Here is a 26,698-nt window from a genome sequence, read left to right on the forward strand (position 1 = left end):
TGTGATCTGATTACCGTGCGTTTACACCTCGCCCGGCGGCGAGACCGGATTTTTTACCCGGCGCGGGTTCTCACCCGCCGTGGCCGCCGTGGAAGGGCGTGGTCACCCCCTCGTACGCGAGGTGCAGCATCATCCCGAGGTCGGCGTGGCTGAGGTTGTGGCAGTGGTTCATCCACAGACCGGGGTTGCCGGCGCGGAACGCGACCTCCCACACCTCCCCGGGCCGTACGTCGAAGGTGTCGAGCCACAGAGGGCTCCCGGTGGGGGCGCGGCCGTCACGCGCGAGCACCAGCACACGGTGACCGTGGAGATGCCAGGGATGGGTGTCCCTGCCCCGGTTGACCACGGTGAGGCGGACGAGATCGCCCTCCCTGACCACCTGGGTGGGCACGTGCGGGTAGGCGCGGCCGTTGATCGTGTGCGCGTAGATCGGCAGCCCGTCCCCGAGCGCCAGCCCCCGGTCGAGCACGAGCGTGAACCGCCGGTCGAAGCGGGACCGCGACGTGTACGGCGTGGGCGCCGGCGTGCCGTACCGGGTGAGGTCGAGCTCCGGCCACCCGGCCGCCGCCGCGGCGTCCCCGGCGTCCGTGACGTCGGTGGCGTTGCCGGACTGATCAGAGCGGTCGGTGTGCTGGGGGCCGGGAGCGTCGGTCCCGGAGACGTGACCGGTGCCGTTCGCCGTAGCCGTGAGGCGTACGACCTCGGTGCGGTCGTCGGCCCGCAGGACCACCGGGCCGGACGGCATGGTGAAGGCGAGGTCGTACCTGCCGCCCGCCGGAAGTCTCAGCCCGGCCCGGCTCAGCGGGCCCGGCCCGCTCAGGTCCGTGCCGTCCACGGCCACCAGCCGGTAGACCGTGCCGGCCAGAGTGAACCGGTGCGGAGTGTTGTCGGTGTCGACCAGGCGCAGCCGCACCGGTGTGCCCGGCGCCACCCCCTGGAGGATGGGCTGGTCGTGGTCGCCCGCCACGGTCGTGCCCGCGAAGGTGTGCACGGGAAGGGTGAGATCCACACCGGTGGTCGCGGACCCTCTCGGCGCCACGACGAACATGCCGTAGAGACCCATCCGTACGCCGATGTCGGAGACCTCGTGCGTGTGGTACCAGTAGGTCCCCGTCTGGGCGGCCAGGAACCGGTAGACGAACTCGCCGCCCGGCCGCACGGCCTCCTGGGTGAGCCCCGGCACGCCGTCCTCGCCCGAAGGCACGTCGTAGCCGTGCCAGTGCAGGGTCACGCCCTCCGTGATGTCCGCGTTGCGCAGCCGCACCTCGACGAGGTCGCCCTGTGTGGCGGTGATCGGCGGGCCGGGCACCTGTCCGTCGAAGGTCCAGGCGGCCACCTTCCGCCCGGACGACAGCGTGACGGTCGCCGTGCGCGCCGTCAGCGTGAACCGGCGTACGGTTCCGCCGGGCGCGGGCTCCGAAGGGCCGCGGAAATCCGTGACCGGGCGGCCGGGCGCGGACATCTGGGCGGACGTCTGGGCGGACGCGGCATGTCCCGGCATGTCGTGGCCGCCCTCGGCAGGGGCGTCAGCGGCTGGAGCGGCGGCAGCCGGGGCGCCGTCTCCCAGGACGCCGCCTCCGGGAGTGGCGGCTCCGGCGGTGGCGGCTTCGGGAGTGGCGGCTCCGGCGGTGGCGGCTTCAGGAGTGGCGGCTCCCAGGGCGGCTCCCGGTGTCGTGGCTCCGGCGGTGGTGGCCGGGAGGAACGTGAGGACCCCGCCGGCCAGGGCGGCGGCGACAGTCGCCGCCGTCGCCGCGCGCAGCAGGGGCACCCGCGGGGCCATCGCCCGCCATGTCACCAGTACGGCCCCCGCGACGACGGCCAGGAGGATGAGCGCGGAGCCCGGCTCCGCCGGATACCCCAGCAGGAAGGTCTGCACGGGACCGGCCGCCGCCGCGTACCCGGCCCCGAGCAGGGGGACCACGACCGCGGGCGACCCCACGGCGTCCCGTCCGGCCGCCGAGGTCGCGCGGGACGCGGCCAGCAGCCGTGGCCCCGCCGTCACGGCGGCGACGACGCTCGCCGTCAGGAGGAGCGGCAGGGCGACCGTGACCTTCTCCTGGACGAACCACCAGCCGGCCCCGGCCAGCGCGAGAACGGACCCGGCCCGGGCCAGTGACGCGACCATGGCCCCCGCCATCAGGGCCGCGGCCGTCCTCGGGCGTCGGGCGGCGGCCGCCGCCCCCGCGCCCGCCCACGCCGCCGCGGCCAGGACCGAGACGAGCAGGTCGAGCGCCATGAGCCGGTCGGTGGTCACGACGCGCGCACCGCCGAGCCGTCCACGTGGCCCGACACGGCGTCTTCCTTCGAGGCTGGGGCGGTCCACGCGAGCCGCCGGGCCCGGCCGAACACCATCCCGCAGACGCCCATGACCGCCATGCCGTTGAGGGCGTGCAGCCCGAGGATCGCCAGGGAGAGCGGGGTGGTGTTGCCCGCCGCGTCCTCGAACACGCCGCCGAGCGCGACGATCAGCGACTGTACGACGACCAGCCCCACGGGCAGGGCGGTCAGGCCGATGAGCCGCCCCGGCGCCCGGGCCGCGGCCGCGGCGGCGGTGGCCACCAGTGACAGCACCGGGATGACCAGCATGCCGTTCATGCTGTGCGCGGCGAACGAGGAGTCGTCCTGGGGTTTGTCGAACGCGCCGACGGCCGCCAGATACATCTGCACGACGGCGGCGGCGAGTAGCAGTCCCGCGAATACGGCGTAGACCTTGCGCACGGCGGTGCTCCCTTCGATGAGCGGATTGTGGGGATCACCGGGATCGTGTCCCACATCAAGCCGGCGCGTCGTCCCTCTGTGAGAGACACGTCGGCTACCGCTCGGGGAGTACGAGGGCAGGTCTTCCGCCCGCCCGCGTGCTCTCCCGGCGGCGCTCCGATCGTCGCCGCCGGGGGCCGCCCGCGTCGTCGCACGCCGGAAGGGGCTTGTGGCTACCGCCGTCGCATCAGCGGCGCGGGCCGCTACCGCGCGGGGAGTACGCCGTCACTGCGGCCAGCCGGCGATGATGGCGGGGGTGATGGCGTCGCTGTGGCAGTTCAGCGTCGTGCGGCGGGCCCGGTCCACGACGCAGACCTTGACGTCCACCCGCTTGATCCGGCCGTCCGACGACAGCCGGAACGTGTTTCGCGACGCGCAGGTCGTACGCGGCAGGGCCCAGCCGGTGCCGCCGCCGATGTAGTGGAAGCGCGCCCTGATGTAGGCGCAGTGGCCGCCGTGCGTGTCGCGGTCGTACAGGCTGCCGGAGACGACGAAGGTCTCCGCGGTGAACCGGGTGATCCAGACGTCGGCCGTGGCGTAGCCGCGGTGCCCGGCCCGCGACCGCACCGGCCCCCAGTGGAGAGGCGCCGGGGCGGGCCGGGTCCACGCGGCCGGCGCCGTAGTGCCCTGTGCCGCGGCGGTCTGTGTCGAGGCGGCCTGGGTCGCGGTCCGGGGCGTGGCGGCATGGGCCGGAGCGGCCTGCAGGCCCACAGCCGACACGGCTGCCAGCAGTCCGCCGATGACGAGGTTCTTGCTCATGTCGGCCGACCCTAGGGCGGGAGTCTTGGAGGGACCTTGCAGCCGTCTTGTCCCCAGGCGGTATGGCCCACCGCGTCCGCGCACCTACCCGCGTCCGCGCACCTACCCGCACGGCTCCTGCGGACGGCCTCCCGGCAGGAGGGGGCCAGGGTGCCGAGAGGAGAGGCAGGGGGCCGTGACAGGTCCTCATTCACCGCGCAGCAGATATTCGGCCTGTTCCACCACCTCGTCGACCGTGACGTCGGCCACCCACGACTCGTCGTGCGGGCACCGCTCCGCACGCGGATCGAGCCCGCTGACGCCGCAGACCGGGCACTCGGCGGTCCAGGACATCAGGGACCGGTGCCGGGTGCGGGTGAGCGGCCCGGCGTTGATGAGGTTGCCGCACCAGTAGACGCTCACGGTGGCGGTCCCCACCGCCGCGGCCAGGTGCCGGGGGCCGGTGTCGTTGGAGATCACCAGGTGGCACCGCTCGTAGAGCGCCGCCAGGCCGCCGACGCCGAGCGTCCCGACGGCCATCACGGCGGGCCGTCGCATCGCCGCCGCCACCTTCTCGGCCACCTCGCGCTCGGCCTCGACACCGGTGATCACCACCGGCCGGCCGAGCCGGTCGGCGGCCTCGGCGAAGGAACGGGCCGGCCAGCGTCGCCGAGGATCCGTCGCCCCCGGATGCAGGGCCACCAGGCCGGAGGGCAGCTCGCCGTACACGCGGGCCAGTTCGGCACGGTCGGCGCCGGTCACGGCGATCCACGGCTCGAACACGTCGAACGTCCCGCCGACCAGCGCCGCCACCTCCAGGTGGCGGAGGATCTCGTGCTGGAAGTGGACGTACGGCACCCAGAGGTCGAGCCGTTCGGCGTCCGGCGAGCACAGCCCGGCCGTCACCCGGGCGCCGATCGCCCTGACGAACGGATTGGAGTGACGGCCGCCGCCGTGGATCTGCACGGCGAGGTCGAACCGTCGTTCGCGCAGCCCCTCGAACAGGCTCTCCGGGGCCTTGTGGCCGTCCGCCGTCGAGGAGACGCCCGAGATCGGCGGCAGGGCGACGACGTCGTCCACCGGGCCCGGCCTGCCCTCCAGGAAACGCGCGTGCCAGGGCCTGCCGAGGAGGGTCAGCCGCGCCCCCGGGTAGGCCCGGCGCAGCGCTTCCAGGGCGGGCACGGCGAGGACCAGGTCACCCAGGGCGTTGGCCCGCAGGACCGCGATCCGGTCCACCCCCTCGATCACCCCGCCCATCGCCGTGTCCCTCGCCGTTTCCCCGTCTCCGGGCCGATCACGGGGCCGATCACCGTGCCGGTCGCGGTGGCGGTCGCGGCGGTGGTCCCGGTCGCGGTGGCGGTGCCGGTCGCGGTGGCGGTGCCGGTTGTGGTGGCGGTCGCGGTGCCGGTCCTAGTCGGGGTGGTGCCGGTTGCGGTGCCCGTGGTGATGCCGGTCGGCGGGGCGTTCGGCGCGGGCATCACCGCGCCCCCGCCGCCGTCTCGAAGACGTAGTCGTAGCACTCGGCGCCGCGGTGGGTCACCGTCGTCGGCAGTTCGAGGTGGTACGCCCGGCTCGGCAGCAGTCCCGCGCCGCCGTACCTCTCCATGACGCGCAACTGGGCGGCCACGTCCTCACCCGCGTGCCGGGGTGGCACCGAGCGCCAGAAGTCGAACCCGCCGCACTCCACCAGCCGCTCCCGGTCGTACAGCACGCAGCCGCCGATCCAGGCCACCTTGTACGGCCGCCACTCCCGGGGACCCGGTGTGCCGATGTGCGCCTGCGCGAGGTGCAGCGGATTGGACGCGTTGTGCAGGGTCCACCGCCGCCACGCCGGTGACTCCCGGCGCACCCGCTCGGGCCGTACGCCGCCGGTCCACTCCTCGTACGGCGCGAGTTCGGCCGGGCGGACATCGTGGCGGTGGGACAGGCCGTGCAGGGCGAAGCCGACGAACCCGCAGCGCAGGCCGTTCATCGCCGCCAGCAGGACCTCGATCGCCTCCGGCTCCAGCCAGACGTCGTCGTCCAGGTAGAGCGCGAGCCGCCGGTCGGCCCGGCCGAGCAGGAACGCCCGCTGTTCGGCCATGCCCCGGGCCGGCAGGTGCCGATGGACCTCCACGGGCCGATCACGGTGGCCGAGAATCCGCACCTGCGCGGCCACCAGCCGGTCCGCGGCGACCGGCTCCCGTGACTGGTCCGACACCACGACGCGGAACCCCGACACGCTCTGCGCCGCGAGACCCGCCAGCGTGACGGCGAGCGCACTGGGGCGGTCCCTGGTGGGCACGAGAACGTCGAGGTCAGACGGGGTGGACATGCGCGGCTGATACCCCTGGGGTCGTACGGCAAACAGCGCCTCCGAGCCACCGCCCGCGCTCCGGCCGCCGGTCGCCGGACCGGCTGCCGGCGGAGGCCGTCGCCCTGGACGTGACCAGGGGACTGCCCAGGAGGCTGGTGCTGGTCATCGATCCGGGCACCGGCCGCCCTCGGCTCCAGCGAGGAGATCCTCACCGCGGACGGACGCCGGAAGGCTCGGGGTCGACGTTCCCGCCGTCGTCGGCTACCGGCTGTTCCTCCGCCGGGGATGGGCCCCGGACGACCGGACCCCGGCGGGGTGAACCGGCGGATCGCGACGGTCAGGTGGGGCGATCGGAGAGGCGGTCGGGGCGGGGGAACCTGATTCGGCGGCGTCCTGGGCACCCGTTCGGGCCGCGCCTGCCGGAGGCGTCCTCGGGGCTCCGTCCGTTGGTGTGCGCCGGGCCGTGCGCCTCCGCGCAGTGGGGCTCGGCCGGGCCGCCGATGGCGAGCAGGTCCGGAGGGGCGTGGTCGACCTGGAGGGTGGTGTGGGCGATGCCGTACTCGTCGTGGACCATCCGCTGGGCGGCCTGCCGTACGGCGTGGCAGTCGGCGCCGGGGGAGACCAGGATGTGCGCGGACATCGCCGGATAGCCAGAGGTGACCTCCCAGATGTGCAGGTCGTGCACCTCGACCACGTGCTCCAGGGCGGCCGTCCTGCGGCCGATCTCGGCGGGGCTCATGCCCGCGGGGGCGGCCTCCATGAAGACCCGGCCGGAGTCGCGCACCAGGCCCCACCCGGCCTTGAGCATCAGGGCGGCCACGACCAGCGCGGCCAGGGCGTCGGCCCGGCTCCAGCCGGTGGCCCACACCACCGCGCCGGCGACCGTGGTCGCGATGAACGCGAACAGGTCGTTGAGGATGTGCTGGAACGCGCCCTCGACGTTGAGGCTCGACCGGTTCGCCCTGCTCAGCAGCCAGGTAGCGGCGAGGTTGACCACGATCCCGGCGATCCCCGTCACGACCACGTACGCACCCACGACCTCGGGCGGCTCGATCAGCCGGCGTACGCCCTCGTAGACGAACCAGACGCTGAGCAGCAGCAGCGTGATGCCGTTGATCTGCGCGGAGATGATCTCCGCGCGTTTGAGGCCGTACGTGAAGCCGCCCTGGGGCGGCCGGGCGGCGATCCGCATGGCCACGATCGCGAACGCGATCGCGATGGCGTCGGTGAGCATGTGCCCGGCGTCGGACACCAGGGCGAGGGAGCGCGCGACGACGCCGACGACGACCTCGGCCGCCATGAAGCCGAGGATGAGCACCAGCGCGCCGGTCAGCAGTCGCCGGTCGGCCTCGGCGCTGACCGCGTGGCCGTGCCCGTGACCGTGAGCGTGTCCATGAGCATGGCCGGGAGCGCGACCATGTCCGTGTCCCTGCTCCGTCCCGCGCCCGGGTCCCCGCAGGTCCTCGCGCGGGGAGTCGTGCGGGGGTTCGTGCCCTGTGCCGGTCTCACTCATCGTCCCGGTCCTTCTCCTCATGCGTGATGTGCGTGATCGCCAGATCGAACAGCAGTCGCACATGCGAGTCCGCGAGGCGGTAGTAGGCCATCCTTCCCGTGCGCCGGACCTTCACCACGTTGTGGGCCCGCAGCAGGCGCAGGGCGTGGGACGCCGCGGACATGCTGTGCCCGGTGGCCGCGGCGAGGTCGCACACGCACATCTCGCCGCCTTCGAGCAGCGCCGCGATCAGCCGCAGCCGTCCGGGGTCGGACAGCAGCCCGAAGATCTGCGCCAGGTCCTCCATCGTCTCCGGGCCCGGCATGACCCGCCTGACGCTCTCCACCCGGCCCGCGTCGACCACGGGCAGCATGCAGGAATCGGCGGTCTCGATGTCCACAACGTTTGAACGGTCGTTCACATGAAGAAGTTTAGGTGACCGGGCCGCCCTGTCAACGACCCCCGGTCCGGGGCCTCGGCCGACGACGCCCTCGGTGGATCGGTCCACCTGAAAGGATCTTAATTTCGCAGGTAGCAGCAGCTATTGGGCCTTCATTCTTAGGAAACTTTCTTTTATATTTGGGCCACCCCCAGCAGTGAGGAGCACCACATGCGAAGAGCGCTGACCTTCCTCGCGACGGCGACGGTCGTCATCGGTGCCACGGTGTTCGTCGCCTCGCCCGCTCAGGCGCACGGGTACGTCTCGTCGCCGCCGAGCCGGCAGGCGATGTGCGCGCAGGGCCGCGTCCCCAACTGCGGCGACATCGTGTACGAACCCCAGAGCGTCGAAGGGCCGAAGGGGCTGCGCAGCTGCAGCGGCGGCAACGCCCGGTTCGCCCAGCTCGACGACGAGAGCAGGCCGTGGCCCGCGACCAGCGTCGGCAGCACCGTCACCTTCACCTGGTCGCTGACCGCCCGCCACTCGACGAGCACATGGGAGTACTACATCGGCGGCACGCGGATCGCCGTCTTCGACGACCACGGCGCGCAGCCGCCGGCCACCGTCAGCCACAGCGTGAGCCTGGGCGGCCGTACGGGCCGGCAGAAGGTCCTCGCCGTCTGGAACGTGGCCGACACGACGAACGCCTTCTACGCCTGCGTCGACCTCCAGGTCGGTTCGGGCGGGACGCCCAGCCCGAGCCCGTCCCCGACGCCGCAGCGCACCCCCTCGCCGAGCCCTTCACCAAGTCCTTCTCCCAGCGCCTCTCCCACGCGCAGTCCCTCGCCGACCCCGACCGTGCCGGGCGGCACCTGGGCGGCCGGTACGGCGTACAAGGTGGGAGACCGGGTCACCTACGCAGGCCTGACCTACCGGTGTATCCAGGCGCACACCGCGCTCACCGGCTGGGAGCCGCCGAACGTCCCGGCGCTCTGGCAGAGGGTCTGAGCCCCGAGCCCGGCCGGCTCGTACGCGGCCCGTGCTCCCTGCGGGCACGGGCCGCCGTACGGTCGGGACGCGGTTCAGGCGACGTGGACGTGGACCTCGGCGCCCTGCGTGAAGGCGCGGGAGTACGGGCACTCGCGGTGGGCCTCGTCCACCAGTCGCCGGGCCGTCTCGGGCTCGACCCCCGGCAGGCGTACGGTCACGTCCGTACTGATCGTGTAGTCGTCGGCGACGCCCCGCTTGCGCAGCGTGACGGAGGCGTCGACGGTGGCGTCGGCGGTCCGGGTGCCCTGCCGTCCGGCGACCAGGGTCAGCGAGTTGTGGAAGCACGACGCGTACGCCGCCGCGAGCAGTTGCTCGGGGTTGGTCTCCCCGCCGGGCCCGCCCAGTTCCGGGGGAGCCTTGATGCGCACGTCGAGCAGGCCGTCGTCGGAGGCCACCTTTCCCAGGACGGACGAGGCGCGGGCCGTGTAGAGGCCGTCGTACGATCCGTCGCGGCCGCGCTCGCCGCGCCGCTCCTGCCCCGGCCCGCCTTCCCGGGCCGGGCCTGGCTGCGCCGCCTCGCCGGGCTGTTCGCCGGTCCGGTCCTCGGGCCGGTCTTCCGGCCGGTCTTCGTCCGGGCGCATGAGCCCGGTGAGCTCCGCCTCCACCCCGGGGCCCGAATAGTCGGGCCCCGGTGCCCGGTCGCCCGGCAGGTGAGTGAACCGCCGTATTTCCTCGCTCATCGCGTTTCCCCCGTCATGGATCGGCGGGTGGCGTACCCCTCTGACCTGCCCGATATCGGAATCCAGGAGCAAAGATTCACCTGTGCTACCGTCCCCGCAGGATCTGGGCGACGAGGAGTGGATCGGTATGAGCGGTGTTCGGTGGGGCATCCTCGGCACGGCGGGCATCGCCGCCCGGGCGTTCCTTCCGGGTCTGCGCGAGGCGGGCGGCGGCACGGCCGCCGTCGTGGCGGGCCGCGACCTCGCGCGGGCCGAGGCGTTCGCCGGTGAGAACGGCGTCGGCCGTGCGGTGCGCGGATACGAGGCCGTGATCGAGGACCCGGACATCGACGCGGTCTACGTCCCGCTCCCGAACGCCCTGCACGCGCCGTGGACGATCGCCGCCCTGGAGGCCGGCAAGGCGGTGCTGTGCGAGAAGCCGCTGTGCCTCACGGCCACGGAGGCCGAGAGCGTGATCGACGTGGCCCGCCGGTCGGCCCGCCCGCTCTGGGAGGCGTTCGTCTTCCCGTTCCACCCGCAGACGGCCCGGCTCCGCGAGCTCCTCGAACAGGGCGCCATCGGCGACCTGCGGGAGATCTGGTCGTCCTTCCACTTCCAGCTCGAGGGCGCGGAGAACATCCGGTTCGACGCGGCCCTCGGCGGCGGCGCCCTCTACGACGTGGGCTGCTACTCCGTACGGCTCGCGCAGCTGCTGTTCGGCCGCGAGGCCGTGGCCGGTCACGCCGTCACGGTCAAGGGCGAGGCCGGGGTGGACGTCGAGACCGCCGGAGTGCTCGAGTTCGATCCCGGCCGCCTGCTGCTGAGCTGCAGCTTCGACCTGCCGTTCACGACGTACGCCCGGCTGGTCGGCACCGGCGGGGAGATCCGCCTGACCAATCCCTTCCACCCGAAGCCGCACGACGTGATGGAGGTCTGGCGCGAGGAGCGGCCGGTCCAGCGGCACGAGCCGGGGGAGGGCTCGACGTTCTCCTTCGGCATCCGCCACATCCACGAGGTGCTGCGCGGCGAGGCCGAGCCCCGGCACACCGCCGTAGACGACTCCCTCGGCACCGCCCGGGCACTCGACCTGCTCCGCTGAGCACACCCTCCCCCGGCCCCGGCCGTCAGCCTCCTGATGTGGCGTAGGTCGCGATGATCGCACCCGTGCTGGTCACCCGGCTGTCGACCAACCGGAATGCGCGAAGCGCGCCGTCGTCGGCGAATAGGCGCTTGCCGCCACCCGCCACCACTGGGTCGATCATCATCCGGAGTTCGTCCACCAGGCCCAGAGCCATCAGGGTCTGGACGAGCCCGGGGCTGCCGATCACATGGAGGTCCTTCCCCTCCTCCGCCTTCAGGGCCCGTACGGCCGTGCCGATGTCGCCTCGCAGCAGCGTCGAGTTCCGCCAGCCAAGCGGTTCGTCGAGGGTCGTCGAGGCGACGTACTTCGGCAACGCGTTCAGGGGCTCGGCGAGCACCTGCTGGTCCGTCGGCGCGGTCGGCCAGTGGGCGGCGAAGCGCTCGTACGTGCCGCGTCCCAGCAGGTAGCCGCCCGCGCCGCGCACATTCTCGATCACCCACGTCATGGACAACTCGTCGAAGTAGCGGGTATGCCAGCCACCGTGCCGGAAGCCACCGGTCACGTCCTCGTCGGCATAACTGGGAGATTGCACCACCCCGTCCAGCGTCATCCACTCATTCGCGATCACCTTGCGCATTCCGGCCTCCTACCGGTCGTCTGTCCGCCGCTCCGTTCCGCGTTGCCTCACGGAAGGCGCCGTCACCCGCTGGGACGAAGTCAGGCGCCCGCTTTCGACATCACCCGAGTACCGGCCGGAGCCTGTGGTCGTGAGCGGAGGGCCGTGGATGCGAGCCGCTCCGTGGTATGCATGGGCGATGGCGACCCCCCGGCCGTTCGACGCGGTGCTGTGCGACTTCGACGGCGTCATCCGTTTCCACGACCAGACGGAACTGGCCGAGTTGGAGCGCGCGGCCGGTCTCGCCGAGGGCGCCACGACGAAGGTCGTCTTCGCGCCCGAGGTCGGCCTGCCGGCCCTGCTGGGGCAGATCACCGTCGAGCAGTGGCAGGACGCGGCCGAGGCCGCCCTGGCCCGGCAGGTGCCGCCGGAGCGGGCCCGCGCCCTGGTCACGGCGTTCATGAAGACACCGACACGAGTGGACGAGGACGTGCTCGGCCTGCTGCGCCGGGCCCAGGCGCACCTGCCCGTCGTGCTCGTGACCAACGCGACGCTGGACCTGGAGGACGACCTCGCGTGGCTGGGCCTGGCCCACTTCGCCGACGAGGTGGTCAGCAGCGCCCGGGTGGGAGCGACCAAGCCAAGCCTCCGCATCTATGAGATCGCCGCCGAGCGGGCGGGGGTTCCGGCGCACCGATGTCTTTTCGTGGACGACCGCATGGAGAACGTCGAGGCGGCCCGGGCGCTCGGCATGACCGCCGTCCTGTTCACCGGCGTGCCCGACCTCGAAGCCGCCCTCACCCCCCTGCTCGGCTGACCCTCAGCGGAGCTTGTCCGCGAGGGCGAGTTGGGTGAGGTAGCGCTTGACGATGTGTCCGCCGTACCGGTTGTCGATGAGTGCCGCGATGCAGTCGAGCAGCCCCGTGCGGGCCTCGGCGGGCAGGGCGCGGTGGCCGGAGTAGGTGCTGAGCAGGTCGAGATACTCCCGCGTCGTGTAGGCGTGGTCCCACTCGTAGCGGTGGAACCGCACCGGGCCGAAGCGGCCGGAGGCGTCGATCTCGCCGCTGTCGTACGGGATGTCGCTCGCGGGCGTCAACCGCAGGCCGGGCGGTGTGGCGGGGTCCCAGCGCTCGTAGCAGCGCTGCACCTCGGCGAAGAACGCCTCGGTGCCACCGGCGACGTGCTCGGTCGAGACGACGGCCAGCAGGCCGCCCGCCCGCAACGCGTCGGCCGACCTGCCCACGCGTGTGGCCGGGTCGAGCCAGTGGAAGCTGGTGGCGGCGAAGACGACGTCGAACGGCTCCGGGGGCAGCGGCCACTCCTCGAAGGCCGCGTTGACCACCTCCACACCGGCGTACGGGGCGAGCTTGCGGCGGGCGAGCGCCGCCATGTCCGCCCCGAGTTCGACCGCCGTGACCGCGCAGCCGCGCCCGGCGAGGGCGACCGTGGCCTGACCGGTGCCGCAGCCGATCTCCAGCACCCGGCTGCCCCGGGGGATGTGCTCGAACATCGCGGCCGGGTAGCCGGGCCGCATCCGGTCGTACAGCGCGGCGTCCTCGGTGAAGGTACGGCGCAGCATCAGCCGGTCGTGGTCGTTCACGCCCGGCCACCGGAGCAACGGGTTCCCCGCTCGAAGAGCGCCAGCCTCGTCATAGCTCGTCACGTTAGCCGCCGCGCTTACGGCGCTCACGTGATTATGCGCAGGGGGTGGCTCGCGGCTCAGTCGCGTACGACACCGGCGATGACGGTGTCCACCATCTTGTGGACGGCGTCGGCCTGGGGCGGACCGCCGTCGCGGTCGGCGAACAGCAGGTGTGAGGCGCCGAGCAGCGTGGGAGCGAGCGTGTCCACGTCGGCGTCCGCCGCGATCCGGCCCAGATCGCGCTCGGCGGCGAGGTAGGCGGCGAGCATGGTCGCGGCCTCCGTGAGGAGCGGAAGGCCCTGGCCGGGCCTGGCCTGACGTAGCCGGGCGCGCAGGCCGTCGCGGGAGATGATCAGGTTGACGACCGCGACGGCGACCGACCCGAACAGGTCCGTCAGCACGTCGGTGAGGTTGCCGGCGACGGTGCCGGTCCCGGCGGACGCACGCAGAGCGGCGGCCTGCCGGTCGATCCTGGCGATGCCGTCGAGCACCAGCTCGGCGAGGAAGGCGTCGAAGTCGGCGAAGTGCCGGTGCAGGACGCCCTTGGCGCAGCCCGCCTCGGTGGTGACCGCCCGGCTGGTCAGCGCGCTCGGTCCGTCCCTGAGCAGGACGCGCTCGGCCGCCTCGAACAACTGCGTGCGTACGTCGCGGAGGGCCACTCCCGTCGGCACCGTTCGTCCCTCCTCTCCGCCACGACCGACTTTACCGGTGCCACCCCTGAAGAGCGTGGTTGACGAGTGGGCATGTGCCCACTATAAGTGGGCGCATGCCCACTTTCGAAGGCGCACCACACGAGGCCAGGCAGATGGCGGAGTCCTTCGGGGAGGACGCCGAGCGGTACGACCGCACCCGGCCCGCCTATCCCGACGCCATGGTGGAACGGATCGTCGCGGCATGTCCCGGGCCCGAAGTCCTCGACGTCGGCTGTGGCACCGGCATCGAGGCGCGGCAGTTCCGGTCGGCGGGCTGCCGGGTGCTCGGCGTCGAACCCGATCCGCGGATGGCCGCCTTCGCGCGCGGCAGCGGGATCGAGGTCGAGGTGGCGACGTTCGAGGCCTGGGACCCCGCCGGCCGTACGTTCGACGCGGTCGTCGCCGGGACGGCCTGGCACTGGGTCGATCCGGTCGCCGGAGCGGTCAAGGCCGCGGAGGTGCTGCGTCCCGGTGGCCGTCTGGCGGCGTTCTGGCACGTGTTCGAGCCGCCGCCCGCGCTGGCGGGAGCCCTCGCCGAGGTCTACCGGCGGGTGATACCCGGCTTTCCCCCACAGGAGAGCGGCCCCCCGAAGACGGCCCTCGACGGATATCGGCCACTGCTGGCCAGGGCCGCCGACGGCATCCGGGAGGCGGGCGCGTTCGGCGAGCCCGAGGAGTGGCGGTTCGCCTGGCAGCGGTTCTACACCCGCGACGAGTGGCTGGACCAGTTGCCCACGTCCGGGATCCTGACCCGGCTCCCGCCGGACACGCTGTCGGAGATGCTCGCCGAGGTCGGGGCCGCGATCGACGCGATCGGCGGCGGCTTCACCATGGCCTACGTCACGGTCGTGGTCACCGCCGCGCGCCTTTGACCTGTATGGCCGGGATGCCGGAGGCGGAGGCGATGCTCATCGAGACGGCACCCGGCCGCCATCGGGAAATCAACTGATCGTAAGGACGCATGGTCAAGTTCGGGTCGTAGGACGCCTCCCGACACCCGAGGAGAACCATGCGCCGGCGACTCGCCCTGATCGTCGCACTCGTCCTGACCCCTCTGTCCCTCGTCGTTCCCGCCGCGGCGGCGTCGCGGCCGCTGGTGGTCGCCCATCGCGGCGCGTCGGCGTACGCGCCGGAGAACACCCTCGCCGCGTTCCGGCTGGCCCATGACCAGGGGGCCGACATGTTCGAACTCGACGTGCAGGAGACCAAGGACCATCACCTGGTCCTGATGCACGACACGACGCTCAGCCGTACGACCGACGTGGAGAGGGTCTTCCCGGGCCGGTCGCCGTGGCGGGTCGGCGATCTCACGCTGGCCGAGATCCGCGGGCTGGACGCCGGCTCGTGGTTCTCGCGGAAGTACGCGGGCGAGCGGGTGCCGACGCTCGATGACACGCTGCGCGAGATGCGCGGCAGCGGGCTCGGCTTGCTGCTGGAGATCAAGGAACCCCGGCTCTACCCGGGGATCGAGGCCCGGGTGGCCGAGGAGATCGGGCGCGACCCGGGCTGGCGGGGCCGGATTGTGGTGCAGTCGTTCGACTGGGGCTCGATGCGCCGGTTCCACCGCCTCGTGCCCGGGGTGCCGGTCGGCCTGCTCGGCACGCCGCCGGTCGCGGCCCTGGCCGGCCTGGCGGGCTTCGCCGACCAGATCAACCCGCCGTACGCCGGTGTCACGGCCGCCTATGTCCGTCGTGTCCACAGGCTGGGGATGAAGGTCCTCGTGTGGACGGTGGACGCGCCCGCCGCCGTACGCCGCCTGGCCGGCGCGGGCGTGGACGGGATCATCACCAACAGGCCCGGCGTCGTCCGCGAGAGCGGCGGGCCGTCCCGGTGAGCCGGGACCGCGTCAGGCGGTCAGAACGCGTAACGAACGGTGCAGTACGGCAGCTTCTCGGCGATCAGGTCCGTGAGCGCGGTGACGTAGCGGCCCTTGTGGCCGGTCCTGTAGCGGACGTTCCATCCGCCGGTCTGCGAGCGCTTGGGCTGCTGGAGGTCGGGACGCCACAGCACCTCCTCGGCCTTGGGATGCCAGCCGAGGTTGACCTCGTGCAGCCGGTCGTTGTGCGTCAGGAAGATGACCTCGGCGGCGAGCTGCGCGCGCGCCGCCGGGCCCAGCGTGTCGTCGAGCTGGCCGAGCAGCTCGGCCCAGTCCTCCAGCCAGCCGTCCCGTACGACGACGGGGCTGAAGTTGACGTGCACCTCGTAGCCCGCCTCGACGAAGTCGTCGATGGCCGCGATGCGGTCGGCGACGGGCGAGGTGCGGATGTCCAGCAGCTTGGCGTCCGCGGCCGGCATCAGGCTGAACCGGACGCGCGTGCGGCCGCGCGGGTCCCAGCCGAGCAGCTCACGGTTGACGTACTTGGTCGCGAAGCTCGCCTTGGCGTTCGGCAGGTCGCGGAACAGGCCGACGAGGTCGTGCACGTTCGCGGAGACGGTCGCGTCCACCGAGCAGTCGGAGTTCTCGCCGATGTCGTACACCCAGGCGCGCGGGTCGACCTGGTTGGGCTCGGGCTTCACGCCCTGCCGTCCCGCGTGCCGGGCGAGATAGCCCGTGATCTTGTCGATGTTCGCGAACACCGTGATCGGGTTGCTGTAGCCCTTGCGGCGCGGCACGTAGCAGTACGCGCAGGCCATCGCGCAGCCGTTGGCGGTGGAGGGCGCGATGAAGTCGCTCGACCGGCCGTTGGGCCGCGCGGTGAGCGACTTCTTGACGCCGAGGACCAGCGCCTCGGTCTTGATCCTGACCCAGCGGGCGACGTTCGCCTCGTCCCCGTACAGCTCGGGGATCCGGTGGTGCGACTCGATCTCGACGCGCTCGGCGTCGGGGAACCGCTGGATGATCTCCTTGCCGCGCGGCAGTTCGGCCGCCGCGGGCTCGACGTAGAGGCGGCGGATGTCCAGGAGCCGGTGGCCTTCGTTCACCTGGGTGTAACATCCGGGCGGCGGTGTGACTTCCCAGGTCAAGGGACATGCGCGGGCTGGTCGAGCGGGCACGCGTACGCCGTCCTCGCGGCCAGCGTCCAGGTGCGGACGGCGGTTCCGCAGCGGCGGCAGCGCTCACGTTTGTAGACCCAGCGCTCGTCCGGCGCGTCCGGGTCGCTGACCACCTGCCCGGCGTCGCGGCCGAGGGCGAGATAGCGCACGGCGGTGTCCCACAGCCGTCCGGCCGCCTCCGCGCCGATGTCGGCGGCGCGGGGATCGAGGCCGGCGAGGAAGAGCAGTTCCGCCCGCCAGGCGTTGCCGATCCCGGCCCACACCCGCTGGTCGAGCACGGCCGCGCCGACCGGGGCGCGGGCCGCGAGCAGGCGCCGTACGGCGTCCTCCCGGCGGGCGTCCGCGCGCAGCGGGTCGGGGCCGGTGGCCGCCCTGAGCGCCCGGAGCTCCTCCTCGCCCAGCGGCTCGCACCGCATGGGGGCGATCAGGTCGAACGCCACGTCGCCGGTGGCCAGGCGCAGCCGGGTGCCCCTGCGCGGCTCGGCCGAGGGGTCGTCGTAGCGCAGGAAGAGGCCCCGCATGCCGAGGTGGACGTGGAGGGGCGGGGCGCCCTCCAGCCGGTAGAGCAGGTGCTTGCCGAGGGCCTCCACGCGCTCGACGACCCTGGCGTCGTACGGGCCGGCGTCGAACCTGCCCTGGGGACTGGTGGCCCTGACCACCCGCCCGGCGAGCGCGTCGTGCTGCTCGCGTGCGTGGCGATGGACCAGATGCCCTTCCGGCATGCCCTGGCCCTACCCGCCCCGCCTCCGAAGTCACACCCGGTCGTCGCACCGGCGAGTGGCGGGGGACCGGCCCGAGTAGGATGCCACGGTTCGCAAAGACGTAGATCCACCTGGGAAAGGGCGGCACGTGGCGCAGAAGGTGATACTGGTTGACGACCTCGACCACTCCGAGGGCGACGACGTGGCGAGACGGGAGTTCCCGCTGCTGAACCGGACCTTCGCCATCGACCTGTGCGACGAGAACCACAAGCGCCTGAACGAGGCGCTCGCCTTCGTCGAGGAAGTCCTGGAGAACGCCCGCGAGGTGAAGCAGGCGTCGCGCGCGAAGAAGGCCGCGGACGCCTCGCCGCGCCTGCGCGGCCACACGCTCACCGACGTCCGCGAATGGGCCCGCGAGCAGGGGCTGGAGGTGCCCGCGCGCGGAAAGGTGCCCGACGAGATCCTCGAACGGTTCGTCGCGGCCCACCCCGACGCCGCTCCGGAGGAGGCCTCCGAGGAGGCGTCCGCACGCGACACGGAATCGGACATTTCGGGATGAATAACTCATAAGCGGACTTGCGATGCTCTAATGCTCACAATGGGGCATCAAACACGGTAAATCGCCGTTTATCGGTCATTCGGCCTGGAAACCATGCAAGCGCGGGGTGATGGCGGCACAACGGTCACTAAACGGCATAGCGCTCTAAGAGTGCATGTCGTGCAAATCAGGCAGTTGATCCTTTAGGGGGACGAATGTCCAAGCTCAAGAAGGTCATCGCCGGATTCGCATTCTCCACCGCGCTCGCCGGTGGCGCTCTCGCGCTGAGCGCCACGGCCGCGGGCGCGGCGACCGCTCCAACCGAATACGGATACTCGAGCCCGGCTGAAGAAGTCCTGTTCAACAACACCTTCGCGAACAGCTTCGACAACTGGCGCACCACCGCCCTCAACCCGTGCGGCACCACCGGGTACGGAGACGGCTACTCCACCGTCGGTATCAACAACACCGCCGACAACAGTTTCAACAACTGGGGCACCACCTCCTCCTATGGGTACGGGGAGACGTGCGGCAGTGTCGTTCCCTCGTGGAACGACTCCTGGTGGGACACCTGTCTCTGGGCCAACGCCGTCTGGGGTTACGACTGCTACGACGACTACGGCTGTTACAACTAAACACCGGTGGAAGGCGCCCCTCCACGCCCGCCAGGCGTGTGGAGGGGCGCCGGCCGCCGAGGAGAACTATCGTGACCGTCATGGATAACCCCCCCGAGCGTCGTGACTCCCGGACGTCGCACCTGCGTGCCTCGGACAGCAACAGGGAGCAGGTCGCCGCCCTGCTCGGCGAGGCCCTGAGCAACGGCCAGCTGAGTCATGACGAGTACTCCGAACGCCTGGACACCCTCTACCAGGCGAAGACCGTGGGTGAGCTCGACGTGCTCACCCACGACCTGCAGGTCGACCGGCACCGTCCGGCCGCGACCCCGGTGTCCTACCACCCGGACGCGACCTCCGAGCCCGAGAGCGTCGTCGCCGTCTTCGGCGGCGCCGTACGCAAGGGCCGTTGGAGGGTACGGCGGCGGACCAGGGCGCTCGCCGTCTTCGGCGGGGTGCAGTTCGACCTGACCTCCGCCGAGTTCGAGGCGAAGGAGGTCGAGATCACGGTCACCGCGATCTTCGGCGGCGCCGAGATCATCGTGCCCGAGGGGGTCGAGCTGCGCTGCCACGGGACGGGCATATTCGGTGGCTTCGACGTGAACAACGGCCCGGACATCGATCCCTCGGCGCCCGTGGTCGTGGTGCGGGGCCTGGCGTTGTTCGGCGGGGTGAGCGGCAGGACCAAGCGCACGCGGGACCGCTGAGCCGCGCCCCCCCGGTGTGCTCACCGGCGGCCGAGCTCGCCCTTGACGACCTTGCCCAGCCGGTTCTTGGGCAGCTCCGGCACGAAGTTCACCTGCCGGGGCCGCTTGTGGACGGACAACTCGGTGGCGACGAAGTTCACGAGCTCGTCGGCCGCGACCGCGTCCGCCACGACGTAGGCGTGGATCTGCTCCCCGAGATCGTCGTCGGGGGCGCCCACGACGGCGGCCTCGCGCACCGCCGGATGCGCCAGGAGAGCGTCCTCCACCTCGGCGGCGCTCACCTTGAAGCCGCCGGTCTTGATGAAGTCGGTCGACGCCCTGCCCATGATCCGGTGGGCGCCGCCGGGCCCGACGATCGCCAGGTCGCCGGTGCGGAACCAGCCGTCCGCGGTCATCGAGGCCGCCGTGGCCTCCGGCGCGTTGGTGTATTCGCTGAACAGGCTCGGCCCCCGCACCTCGAGCTCGCCCAGGGCGGAGCCGTTGTGGGGCAGGAGGGCGCCGTCCTCCGCCACCAGCCGGGTCTCCACGCCCGGCAGGGCGGTTCCGACCCAGCCGGGCGTCTGGTCCTCTCCCGCCCGGCCGCTGAGCGTGACCAGGGTCTCGGTCATGCCGTACCGGTTGAGCAGGGCGTGCCCGGTGAGGGCCCGCACGTCGTCGAACAGCGCCGGCCGGAGCGGAGCGCTGCCGGAGACCAGCAGCCTGGCGCCGCGCAGCGCCCGCGCCGACTCCGGGTCGTCGCGGACCCGCGACCACACGGTGGGAACGCCGAAGTAGACGGTCCCCTGCGCCGCGGCGTACGCGCGGGGGGACGGCCGTCCCGTGTGCACGAGGGCCGAGCCGGTGTGGAAGGCGCCGAGCACGCCGAGGATCAGGCCGTGGACGTGGAACAGCGGCAGCCCGTGGACCAGGGTGTCCTCCTCCGTCCACGACCACGCCTCCGCGAGCGCGCCGAGATTGGCCGTGATGGCGCCGTGGGAGATCCGCACGCCCTTCGGGCGGCCCGTCGTGCCGCTGGTGTAGAGCACCAGGGCGGTCGAGCCGGGTTCCGGGCCGGGGAAGGACGTCTCCGCGCCCGCGACGTCGTCCACCGGGACGACGGGGACGCCGAGCGCGCCCGGGTCCTCCAGCGCGCCCTTCGCCGCCAGCATGAGCGCGGGAGCCGAGTCGCGGAGGATGTGGTCGCGCTCCATGGGCCCGGCGTCGGGGGGCACCGGGACGACCGGGACGTTCGCGAGCAGTCCCGCGACCACCACGATCACGGTGTCCATGGTCGGTGTGGCGTGGACGGCGACCGCGGGGGCGCCCGCGATCCCGCCGGCCACGGCGCTCGCGGCGCGCAGCAGTTCCTCCGGCGCCAGCGCGTCGTCTCCGAGCCGTACGGCGGCGGCGCCGTCTCTTCCGGCCGCCTGTCGAAGTCCTTCCAGCATGGCCTGCGTCACCTTTCGTCGGTACTTCGAGGGTGGCACGGAAGGCATCGCTCCGATCCGCCGGCAGCGGCAGTATAGGCGGCTTCCTCCCGCGCGCCGGGGATGGCCGCCTCCCGGCGCGCGCGGTCTCTTCTCACGCCGGGCAGCCGTACGGCCGGCCCTCGCGCCGAGGCGAGGGCCGGCCGTACGGGGCGATCAGGACCCGGGCGGAGCCGGGGCGTCCGGGAGCGTCGGCTCAGCGGTGGGGGACACGGTGTCGGTGGGCGTCTCCGCCGGGGCGCTCGGGGTGGTCGGTGCGGTCGGGGTGTCGGTGGGGGTCTCGGTGGGAGTGTCGTTCGGCGCCGTGGGCGTGACCGTCGGTGTCGCGCAGGGCTTCGGCGTGTGCCAGGCGAGCTTGCCGGAGCGCCAGTGCGGGAAGTACGGCGAGCCCTTGCCGAGGTTCCACAGCTTCCTGCTCGGCCGGGAGAGATCGAAGACGTAGGCGGCCGCCGCGGTCTCCCCCTGAGAGGCGGCGGGCGACGGTTCGGTCTTCGGCGCGACGGAGTCCGTCGCTCCCGGCGCCACGGGAGCCTCCGGAGCCGGAGGGGTCAGGGTCTCGGGAGCGGGCGTGGGGGTCTCCCCGGGGGGAGCCGGCGTCTCCTGAGGGGGAGTGGGGGTGGCTTCGGGAGGAGTCGGCGTGCTTTCGGGCGCTGTGGGGGTCTCCTGGGGGAGAGTGGGGGTGGCTTCAGGCGTCGTCGGAGGGGTGGGGCTCGGCGGGGCGGGCGACTGGGAAGCGGGCACCGCGGCGACCACCGAGACCCAGGCGTCCTGCCGGATCTCGCCGCCGCGACGGCCCGTGAACACCCGTGTCGAGTCGTCGACGGCGTAGGACTGTTCGAAGCCGTCCTGGCTCCGGACGGTGACCGAGCCCTCGGCCACGGCGACGGCCTGGCCGGTCTGGGTGAACACCGTGACGGTGTCACACCCGTTCTTGGCCGGCACGACCACCTCGCCGTGCAGCACGCCGATGAACGGGCCCACGAGGGGCACCGTGGTGGCGGTCGCGGGGGTGGTGGTCTCGGCCGGGATGGTCTCCGGTGTGGGGGTGATCGTCACGGTGGCCGTCACCACGGGTTCCGGAGCGTCGGTCGGCGGGGTGACGGGAGCGGCGGAGGCCGCCGCCACTCCGACGCCGCCGGTCGCGGTGAGCACGAACGCGGTGGCGAGGATCATGGGGTGGGAGATGCGCCTGCGTGGTCCGCCCGGGCCGGACGACTGTCCTTCCTTAGGGCGGTGGGGGTTGGTCGGCGTCACCGTTCCTCCATATCGTGCGGTGTGAGGTTTTCCGCCGGACTGGCGGCCGGAGCGCGTCGCTCCGCTACCCGACAGTGGCGATCGTTATATTTGTTGTCAAACCGTGTCTCTTCCGTGGGTTTGTGGAGACCTTTCCCATCTACTCCAAATCCATGCGGGCGGATTCGTCGCCGCATGGCGGCCCGGCGGCTTCTGGGCAGGTCGGAAGGGTGACAAACGACGTGAAAAATCTTGAAGCGGCCCGCCGCCGGTCGTGACCGGTGCGGCGAACCCGAAAAGGTCGCGACGAAATCGCAACGAGGTGTGGCAGCATCATATTCATGAAGAAGCCCAACCCCGGACGTAAGCCCCCGGAGGAGCAGCGCACCGCCGCCGAGGCCAAGCTCCGGCAGGCCGCTGAGAAGTTCTACACGCGGCTGGCCGAGCTGGAGCGGGAGTTCCACGCCGCGGTGGTCGCGGCGGCGCGACCACCGCAGGGTGTCGAGGCCAGCGAGAACAAGTCGTTGGTGACCCGGCACGCGATGGTCGAGATCACCAAGGCCGCAGACCCGAGAGGCAAGGGGCTTTCCCTGCACGGCGTGCAGGCGATTGTCCACGCGGCTGGCACTGAGTAGAGTGATCCCCTTGATTCTCACAGCGAACGGGCCCCGGCTTCCGCCGGGGCCCGTTCATGTTGATGCGGCCCCGAGACGCCCGCGCCTTTCGACCGCCTCGGGGCCGGTCCGTGGTTCCCGGCCGAGCCGGTACGTGATCCACGAGATCCCGGCCTGCGCGGCCGCCGCCCGGTCCTCGCGGTGCTCCTCCGGCCCGAAATGCGCCTTATACCGGTGTCACCCCGTCGTGGCCCACAGCATGCGGGGAGCGGGCGCCGACGCCGGCATGATGCTGCCGAGCCAGATCTCCCGCTTGTACAGCAACGCGGCCGGCCTGTCGTTGTAGGGCGCGCCTTTGAAGAACACCGTCCGGCCGTCTTCCAGGTGCAGCCGGGCGACGACGCCGGGCGTGATGCCACGCGCGGCAGGCTCGGCCTTGACGACGGCGCTGAACTTGAAAGCGACGGGTAGAACTGGTGCCAGCCGAGGTCCCACCACCTCAGAAGGCCGCTTCCCGGTAGAAGCGGACTCTCTCCCCAAAAGGAAGCGACGTTCTAGGTTCGTTCATAAGCCCTGCCCTTCCTGATCGTTCAGGCATTCTCGGGCTGGCGTGCAGTTCTTACCCGTGTCCAGGTTTCGCGGGAAAAGGAAGACGCCCCGGCTTGTGACCGGGGCGTCTTCCTCGGCGGCTACACGCCGGCGTGGTGGAAGGTGTTCGCGAGGTCAACGCCGTGGTCGAGGCCGAGCTGGTAGACCCGGTCGCAGCGTCGCACGAGGAGAATGGCCGCCGTGATGAGGTGGCCACGACGGCGCGTCAGCGAGGCCCGCAGGGCTCTGCTGGCGTGCGACATGTGTCCTCCAGGTGTGTATGTGTAGCCTCCGGCCCGGTTGTAACGGTCTAGCCGTCGAGCCGTCCGGAATGAGGAGTAGATGAAGCACGGTACCCACTGCAGTAACCCACAGTAAACATTTCTCCGAGTTCACGTTTTTGCGCGGCCGCTATTGCCAACTCGGCTGATACCCCATAAAGCCCGCCGCCCTCTATGATCGAACTACTTTCCCGCCGCGATGTGAACGTCACTGGATCATGGGCAGGGAACCCACCTTGGCGCGAGCGGCTGCACAACGAACGCGACCATGAGGAGCTGCATCAGGTGACCTCCGACCACACCGAGACCACCGCAGACATCAGCGGCCTGGACGGAAGACAACGCGTGTCCGCCGCCGGCATGTACGACTACTTCCTCGGCGGCACCCACAACAGCGCGGCTGACCGCATCGCCGCCGACAGGGTCCTCAGCGTCTCACCCGAGTCCCGCGTCGCTGCGCAGGCCAACCGGATCTTCCTCATCAACGCCGTCCGCCACCTCGCGGCCGAGCACGGCGTCCGGCAGTTCCTCGACCTGGGTAGCGGACTTCCCACCGTGGAGAACGTCCACCAGGTCGCCCATGCGGTCGACCCCGACATTCGCGTGGTTTACGTCGACAACGACCCCGAGGTCCTCCCTGAGGCGCAAGCCCTGCTCCTCGATGAGGAGGAGACCGTGGGGTACATCGAGGCCGACATGCGCGTCCCCGAGAGCATCCTCACCCACGAGGTGACGCAGCGGCTCATCGACTTCTCCCAGCCGGTCGGCGTCCTGATGGTCGCGTCGATGCACTTCGTCGGCGACGACTACGACCCGCAGGGCCTCGTCAGGCGGTTCATGGAGGACGCAACACCGGGCAGCTACCTGGTGTTGTCTCACGTCTCCATTGACGACATGGACCCCGTCGTGTGGGAGGGAGTGAAGATCTCCAACCCCAGAATGACCCGCCCCCTGTTCTTCCGGACCGGCGAGGAGATCCGCGGGTTCTTCGACGGACTGGAGCTGCTCCCACCGGGCATGGTCGACGTGGCCCAATGGCGGCCAGGCGAAGCAGGCCCGCGTCAGCCCACTCCCGTCACGATCTGGTGCGCAGTAGCGAAGAACCGCTGACCGTGCCGCTACGGACCGCTTCCGCTTGCCGCCGGCACCGGCCCGCCTCATAGGGGTGCCCGCCGTCGTACATCTCCGCCGCGTCAAGGTAATGCCGAACGGCCTCGCCCTGGCGGCCCAGCGCCGCCAGAGCATCGGCGACCTTCTCCAGGCGGAAAACCACCCGTCCGTATCGGCTTCGATCGCGGCGCGGACCCGGTCACGACCGCGCTGAGCCGCCGGCCAGGCGCGCGTACGGCCCGCCCGCCCGCACCAGGTCGGCGTGCGCGCCGGCCTCCACGACCCGGCCGGCCTCCAGCACGAGGATGAGATCGGCGTCCAGCACGGTGCTCAGCCGGTGGGCGATGACGATGCGCGTCATGTCCAGCCCGGCGAGGTTGGCCTCGATCGCCGCCTCCGTCGCCGTGTCGAGGTGGCTGGTGGCCTCGTCCAGGAGCAGCAGCCTCGGCCTGGACAGCAGGGCCCTGGCCAGGGCGATCCGCTGCCGCTGCCCGCCGGACAGGCCGCCCCCCTCGGCGAGCAGGGTGCCGTACCCCATGGGCATGGCCATGATGTCGTCGTGGACGCAGGCGAGGCGGGCCGCCTCGGCGATCTCCTCGGCCGGCGCGCCCGGCGCGTTGAGTGCGATGTTCTCGGCGATCGTGCCGGTGAACAGCACGGGCTCCTGCGGCACCACCGCGAACTGGCGGCGCAGCGCGCCCGGGTCGAAGCGGGCGGCGGGGAGGCCGTCGTAGCGGATCTCCCCCTCGGTGGGGGCGAAGAGCCCGAGCAGCACCCGTGCGAGGGTCGTCTTGCCCGAGCCCGACCGGCCCACCAGGGCGAGCTTCCGGCCCGGCGCCACCTCCACGCTGACGTCCCGCACCACCCAGGGCGCCTCCGCCGTGTACCGGAAGCCCACGCCCTCAGCGCTGACGCGGCCGCTCACCTCGGCGGTCACCGCGTCCGGGGGGACCGGCTCCGCCTCGGCCTCCCAGACGTCGGCCAGGCGGTCCACGTACGGCCGGGCGGCCTGGAGCGCCTGCAGACCGCCGATCAGCGAGGACAGAAGGGAGAGCGCGACGGCCGCGAGCGCCTGCAGCGCGAGCATTTCACCCAGTGACATCTCCCCGCCGACAACCTGCCCCGCCCCGACCCAGACCAGGACCAGCGGGGCCGTGAACCTGAGCGCGTCGAACACCGCCTGCTGCAGGCCCTGGGCCCGGCTGCTCCGCCCGGCCCGGCCGACGTACACCGCGAGCAGCTTCGTCCACCGGTGCCGGACGCGGGGTTCGGAACCCGAGGCCTTGATGCTCTCGATGCCCCGCACCACCTCGACGAGCCGGCCCTGGACGTCGCTGCGTGTGTCCGCCTCGCGGCGGGCCAGGTCGCTGACGTGCCGCCGGGTGGCCAGCAGCAGGGCGACCTGGGCCGCCGCGAAGGCCAGCAGGCAGGCGCCGGTCACCGGGCTGCGGACGGCCACCGTGACGAGGTATCCCAGCGCCAGCGGGCCGTCGAAGACCGCGAGGAGAGCCTGGCCGATCACGATCTCCCTGATCAGCACGGTTCCCATGACCTTGTTGGACAGGTCCACCGACGTCCGCCCGGCGAAGAACCGGAACGGCGCCGCGAGCAGGCGGGTCGCGGTGATCTCCAGCAGGTCGGCGTCCGCGCGGACGCGCAGGGCCGCGAGCGTGAACGCCCGCAGCACCCCCACCGCCGTGTGCGCGGCGAAGACCGCGAGCAGGCCCGCGCCGAGGGCGGTGATCAGGTCCCGCTCGCCCGCGAGGACCACCCGATCGACGATCAGCCCGGTCAGGACGGGCAGGACGAGCCCGAACGCCTGCGTCACGGCGCTGAGCAGGGCCAGCAGGGCGACCAGCGGCCGCCGCGCGGCGAACGCCGTACGGATGAACTGGAGCCATGAACGGGTCCGCGTGTGCCCGAACCGCCCTCGGGCGAACTCCGGCCCCGGTTCGAAGACGAGCACCACCCCGCTGAAGGACTCGGCGAACTCCTCCTCATCGATCCGGTGACGTCCCGTTCCCGGGTCGGCGATCGTGACGCGGCCACGCCCGAGCGCCTCGACGACGACGAAGTGGCGCGACTCCCAGTGGGCCACGGCGGGGAGGGGGACGTGCCGGATCGCATCCGGGGGCAGCGAGAAGGCGCGTGCGGTGAGGCCCCGCCGGCGGGCGGCCCGGATCAGTGAGAGAGCGGTCCCGCCGTCGCGCCCGATCCCCATCTCGTCCGCGAGCGCGCGGACCGTGGTGTGGTGACCGTGCGCCCCGAGGACCATGGCGAGGCAGGCGGCGCCGCACTCGGTCATGGAGTCCTGGAACAGCAGCGGGACCCGCGTGCGATTGAACCTCATGGGTCCCGCAGTGTTCCGTCGCCCACTGCGCGGCGACTTGGATCATCCGGCGCGGGAACGGGTCCCGGGGCCGCCCGCCGGCGCCGCCGGGGCCCGGCGA

The 26,698-nt window shown here is 72.0% G+C and carries 29 protein-coding genes; 10 read left to right on the plus strand and 19 right to left on the minus strand.

Annotated elements, in window-relative coordinates; translation table 11 throughout:
• Positions 1–70 precede the first annotated feature (70 nt).
• The 8 genes from F5972_RS31620 to F5972_RS31655 all read right to left on the minus strand — a co-directional run bounded on the left by F5972_RS31620 (position 71) and on the right by F5972_RS31655 (position 7,704).
• Positions 71–2,254: a multicopper oxidase family protein gene (locus tag F5972_RS31620; RefSeq protein WP_225312067.1), complete on the minus strand. Its 2,184-nt coding sequence runs from the start codon at positions 2,252–2,254 to the stop codon at positions 71–73.
• On the minus strand, positions 2,251–2,718 hold the full coding sequence (locus F5972_RS31625; protein WP_150938880.1) for a DUF6220 domain-containing protein: 468 nt from the start codon (positions 2,716–2,718) through the stop codon (positions 2,251–2,253). Before F5972_RS31625 ends, F5972_RS31620 begins: the two co-directional genes overlap by 4 nt.
• 264 nt (positions 2,719–2,982) lie before the next feature.
• Complete coding sequence (locus tag F5972_RS31630) at positions 2,983–3,516, minus strand: hypothetical protein (protein WP_150938882.1); 534 nt, start codon at positions 3,514–3,516, stop codon at positions 2,983–2,985.
• Between the two features lie 186 nt (positions 3,517–3,702).
• Positions 3,703–4,752, minus strand: coding sequence for a glycosyltransferase family 9 protein (locus F5972_RS31635; protein ID WP_150938884.1), 1,050 nt, complete (start codon positions 4,750–4,752; stop codon positions 3,703–3,705).
• Positions 4,740–4,973 carry a hypothetical protein gene (locus F5972_RS37575; protein WP_191910405.1) on the minus strand — a complete coding sequence of 78 codons (234 nt, stop codon included), beginning with the start codon at positions 4,971–4,973 and terminating at the stop codon, positions 4,740–4,742. Before F5972_RS37575 ends, F5972_RS31635 begins: the two co-directional genes overlap by 13 nt.
• A complete protein-coding gene (locus F5972_RS31645) occupies positions 4,973–5,809 on the minus strand; it encodes a glycosyltransferase family 2 protein (protein WP_150938886.1) in 837 nt (278 codons plus the stop codon). The genes F5972_RS37575 and F5972_RS31645 overlap by 1 nt, the downstream gene beginning before the upstream one ends.
• Positions 5,810–6,128: 319 nt before the next feature.
• Positions 6,129–7,304: a cation diffusion facilitator family transporter gene (locus F5972_RS31650; protein WP_150938888.1), complete on the minus strand. Its 1,176-nt coding sequence runs from the start codon at positions 7,302–7,304 to the stop codon at positions 6,129–6,131.
• The gene (locus tag F5972_RS31655) at positions 7,297–7,704 is read right to left on the minus strand and encodes an ArsR/SmtB family transcription factor (RefSeq protein WP_225312068.1); all 408 of its coding nucleotides are present in this window, start codon (positions 7,702–7,704) and stop codon (positions 7,297–7,299) included. The genes F5972_RS31650 and F5972_RS31655 overlap by 8 nt, the downstream gene beginning before the upstream one ends.
• A gap of 189 nt (positions 7,705–7,893) precedes the next feature.
• Between F5972_RS31655 and F5972_RS31660 the strand changes: the two genes are divergently transcribed.
• The gene (locus F5972_RS31660) at positions 7,894–8,670 is read left to right on the plus strand and encodes a lytic polysaccharide monooxygenase (protein WP_150938890.1); all 777 of its coding nucleotides are present in this window, start codon (positions 7,894–7,896) and stop codon (positions 8,668–8,670) included.
• A gap of 74 nt (positions 8,671–8,744) precedes the next feature.
• On the opposite strand, the gene F5972_RS31665 is transcribed toward F5972_RS31660, so the two are convergent.
• Complete coding sequence (locus F5972_RS31665; RefSeq protein ID WP_225312069.1) at positions 8,745–9,392, minus strand: Ohr family peroxiredoxin; 648 nt, start codon at positions 9,390–9,392, stop codon at positions 8,745–8,747.
• Between the two features lie 127 nt (positions 9,393–9,519).
• Here F5972_RS31665 and F5972_RS31670 point away from each other — a divergent pair, with 127 nt between their 5' ends.
• Positions 9,520–10,470 (plus strand): Gfo/Idh/MocA family protein, encoded by a 951-nt coding sequence (locus F5972_RS31670; RefSeq protein ID WP_150938892.1) that lies wholly within the window; start codon positions 9,520–9,522, stop codon positions 10,468–10,470.
• Positions 10,471–10,495: 25 nt separating this feature from the next.
• Here F5972_RS31670 and F5972_RS31675 read toward each other — a convergent pair whose 3' ends face one another.
• On the minus strand, positions 10,496–11,089 hold the full coding sequence (locus F5972_RS31675; RefSeq protein ID WP_150938894.1) for a dihydrofolate reductase family protein: 594 nt from the start codon (positions 11,087–11,089) through the stop codon (positions 10,496–10,498).
• Between the two features lie 178 nt (positions 11,090–11,267).
• Here F5972_RS31675 and F5972_RS31680 point away from each other — a divergent pair, with 178 nt between their 5' ends.
• Positions 11,268–11,885, plus strand: coding sequence for an HAD family hydrolase (locus F5972_RS31680; protein WP_150938896.1), 618 nt, complete (start codon positions 11,268–11,270; stop codon positions 11,883–11,885).
• A 3-nt stretch (positions 11,886–11,888) separates the two neighbouring features.
• Here the strand turns inward: F5972_RS31680 and F5972_RS31685 are convergent, their stop codons facing one another.
• Together F5972_RS31685 and F5972_RS31690 are read right to left on the minus strand one after the other, a co-directional pair.
• Positions 11,889–12,668 carry a class I SAM-dependent methyltransferase gene (locus F5972_RS31685; RefSeq protein ID WP_150938898.1) on the minus strand — a complete coding sequence of 260 codons (780 nt, stop codon included), beginning with the start codon at positions 12,666–12,668 and terminating at the stop codon, positions 11,889–11,891.
• Positions 12,669–12,787: 119 nt separating this feature from the next.
• Positions 12,788–13,381, minus strand: coding sequence for a TetR/AcrR family transcriptional regulator (locus F5972_RS31690; protein ID WP_150938900.1), 594 nt, complete (start codon positions 13,379–13,381; stop codon positions 12,788–12,790).
• Between the two features lie 95 nt (positions 13,382–13,476).
• Here F5972_RS31690 and F5972_RS31695 point away from each other — a divergent pair, with 95 nt between their 5' ends.
• Together F5972_RS31695 and F5972_RS31700 are read left to right on the plus strand one after the other, a co-directional pair.
• Positions 13,477–14,274, plus strand: a complete 798-nt coding sequence (locus F5972_RS31695) for a class I SAM-dependent methyltransferase (protein WP_150938902.1) — start codon at positions 13,477–13,479, stop codon at positions 14,272–14,274.
• Between the two features lie 137 nt (positions 14,275–14,411).
• Positions 14,412–15,236: a glycerophosphodiester phosphodiesterase gene (locus F5972_RS31700; protein WP_150938904.1), complete on the plus strand. Its 825-nt coding sequence runs from the start codon at positions 14,412–14,414 to the stop codon at positions 15,234–15,236.
• A gap of 20 nt (positions 15,237–15,256) precedes the next feature.
• Here F5972_RS31700 and F5972_RS31705 read toward each other — a convergent pair whose 3' ends face one another.
• Together F5972_RS31705 and F5972_RS31710 are read right to left on the minus strand one after the other, a co-directional pair.
• Positions 15,257–16,324, minus strand: coding sequence for a spore photoproduct lyase family protein (locus F5972_RS31705; protein ID WP_150938906.1), 1,068 nt, complete (start codon positions 16,322–16,324; stop codon positions 15,257–15,259).
• Positions 16,325–16,362: 38 nt separating this feature from the next.
• Positions 16,363–17,118, minus strand: a complete 756-nt coding sequence (locus F5972_RS31710) for a DNA-formamidopyrimidine glycosylase family protein (protein WP_150938908.1) — start codon at positions 17,116–17,118, stop codon at positions 16,363–16,365.
• 127 nt (positions 17,119–17,245) lie between these two features.
• On the opposite strand from F5972_RS31710, the gene F5972_RS31715 reads away from it, so the two are divergent.
• The 3 genes from F5972_RS31715 to F5972_RS31725 all read left to right on the plus strand — a co-directional run bounded on the left by F5972_RS31715 (position 17,246) and on the right by F5972_RS31725 (position 18,956).
• The gene (locus F5972_RS31715; protein WP_150938910.1) at positions 17,246–17,656 is read left to right on the plus strand and encodes a histone-like nucleoid-structuring protein Lsr2; all 411 of its coding nucleotides are present in this window, start codon (positions 17,246–17,248) and stop codon (positions 17,654–17,656) included.
• A 194-nt stretch (positions 17,657–17,850) separates the two neighbouring features.
• Positions 17,851–18,270 carry a hypothetical protein gene (locus F5972_RS31720; protein ID WP_150938912.1) on the plus strand — a complete coding sequence of 140 codons (420 nt, stop codon included), beginning with the start codon at positions 17,851–17,853 and terminating at the stop codon, positions 18,268–18,270.
• An 80-nt stretch (positions 18,271–18,350) separates the two neighbouring features.
• Entirely contained in the window at positions 18,351–18,956 is a 606-nt protein-coding gene (locus F5972_RS31725; protein WP_150938914.1) for a DUF1707 SHOCT-like domain-containing protein, read from the plus strand.
• A 20-nt stretch (positions 18,957–18,976) separates the two neighbouring features.
• Here the strand turns inward: F5972_RS31725 and F5972_RS31730 are convergent, their stop codons facing one another.
• Positions 18,977–20,383, minus strand: a complete 1,407-nt coding sequence (locus tag F5972_RS31730) for an AMP-binding protein (RefSeq protein ID WP_150938916.1) — start codon at positions 20,381–20,383, stop codon at positions 18,977–18,979.
• A gap of 195 nt (positions 20,384–20,578) precedes the next feature.
• A complete protein-coding gene (locus F5972_RS39045) occupies positions 20,579–21,676 on the minus strand; it encodes a hypothetical protein (RefSeq protein WP_191910406.1) in 1,098 nt (365 codons plus the stop codon).
• 320 nt (positions 21,677–21,996) lie between these two features.
• Here F5972_RS39045 and F5972_RS31745 point away from each other — a divergent pair, with 320 nt between their 5' ends.
• Positions 21,997–22,290 carry a hypothetical protein gene (locus F5972_RS31745; protein ID WP_150938920.1) on the plus strand — a complete coding sequence of 98 codons (294 nt, stop codon included), beginning with the start codon at positions 21,997–21,999 and terminating at the stop codon, positions 22,288–22,290.
• 216 nt (positions 22,291–22,506) lie between these two features.
• On the opposite strand, the gene F5972_RS31750 is transcribed toward F5972_RS31745, so the two are convergent.
• Both F5972_RS31750 and F5972_RS37585 read right to left on the minus strand, forming a co-directional pair.
• The gene (locus tag F5972_RS31750) at positions 22,507–22,764 is read right to left on the minus strand and encodes a hypothetical protein (protein ID WP_150938922.1); all 258 of its coding nucleotides are present in this window, start codon (positions 22,762–22,764) and stop codon (positions 22,507–22,509) included.
• A gap of 194 nt (positions 22,765–22,958) precedes the next feature.
• Positions 22,959–23,120: a hypothetical protein gene (locus F5972_RS37585; RefSeq protein ID WP_191910407.1), complete on the minus strand. Its 162-nt coding sequence runs from the start codon at positions 23,118–23,120 to the stop codon at positions 22,959–22,961.
• Positions 23,121–23,423: 303 nt separating this feature from the next.
• Between F5972_RS37585 and F5972_RS31755 the strand changes: the two genes are divergently transcribed.
• Entirely contained in the window at positions 23,424–24,248 is an 825-nt protein-coding gene (locus tag F5972_RS31755) for an SAM-dependent methyltransferase (RefSeq protein ID WP_191910408.1), read from the plus strand.
• Positions 24,249–24,447: 199 nt separating this feature from the next.
• Here the strand turns inward: F5972_RS31755 and F5972_RS31760 are convergent, their stop codons facing one another.
• A complete protein-coding gene (locus F5972_RS31760; RefSeq protein WP_150938926.1) occupies positions 24,448–26,598 on the minus strand; it encodes a peptidase domain-containing ABC transporter in 2,151 nt (716 codons plus the stop codon).
• Positions 26,599–26,698: the final 100 nt, after the last annotated feature.

Source organism: Microbispora cellulosiformans, assembly GCF_008728085.1.
GTDB classification, from domain to species: Bacteria; Actinomycetota; Actinomycetes; order Streptosporangiales; family Streptosporangiaceae; genus Microbispora; species Microbispora amethystogenes.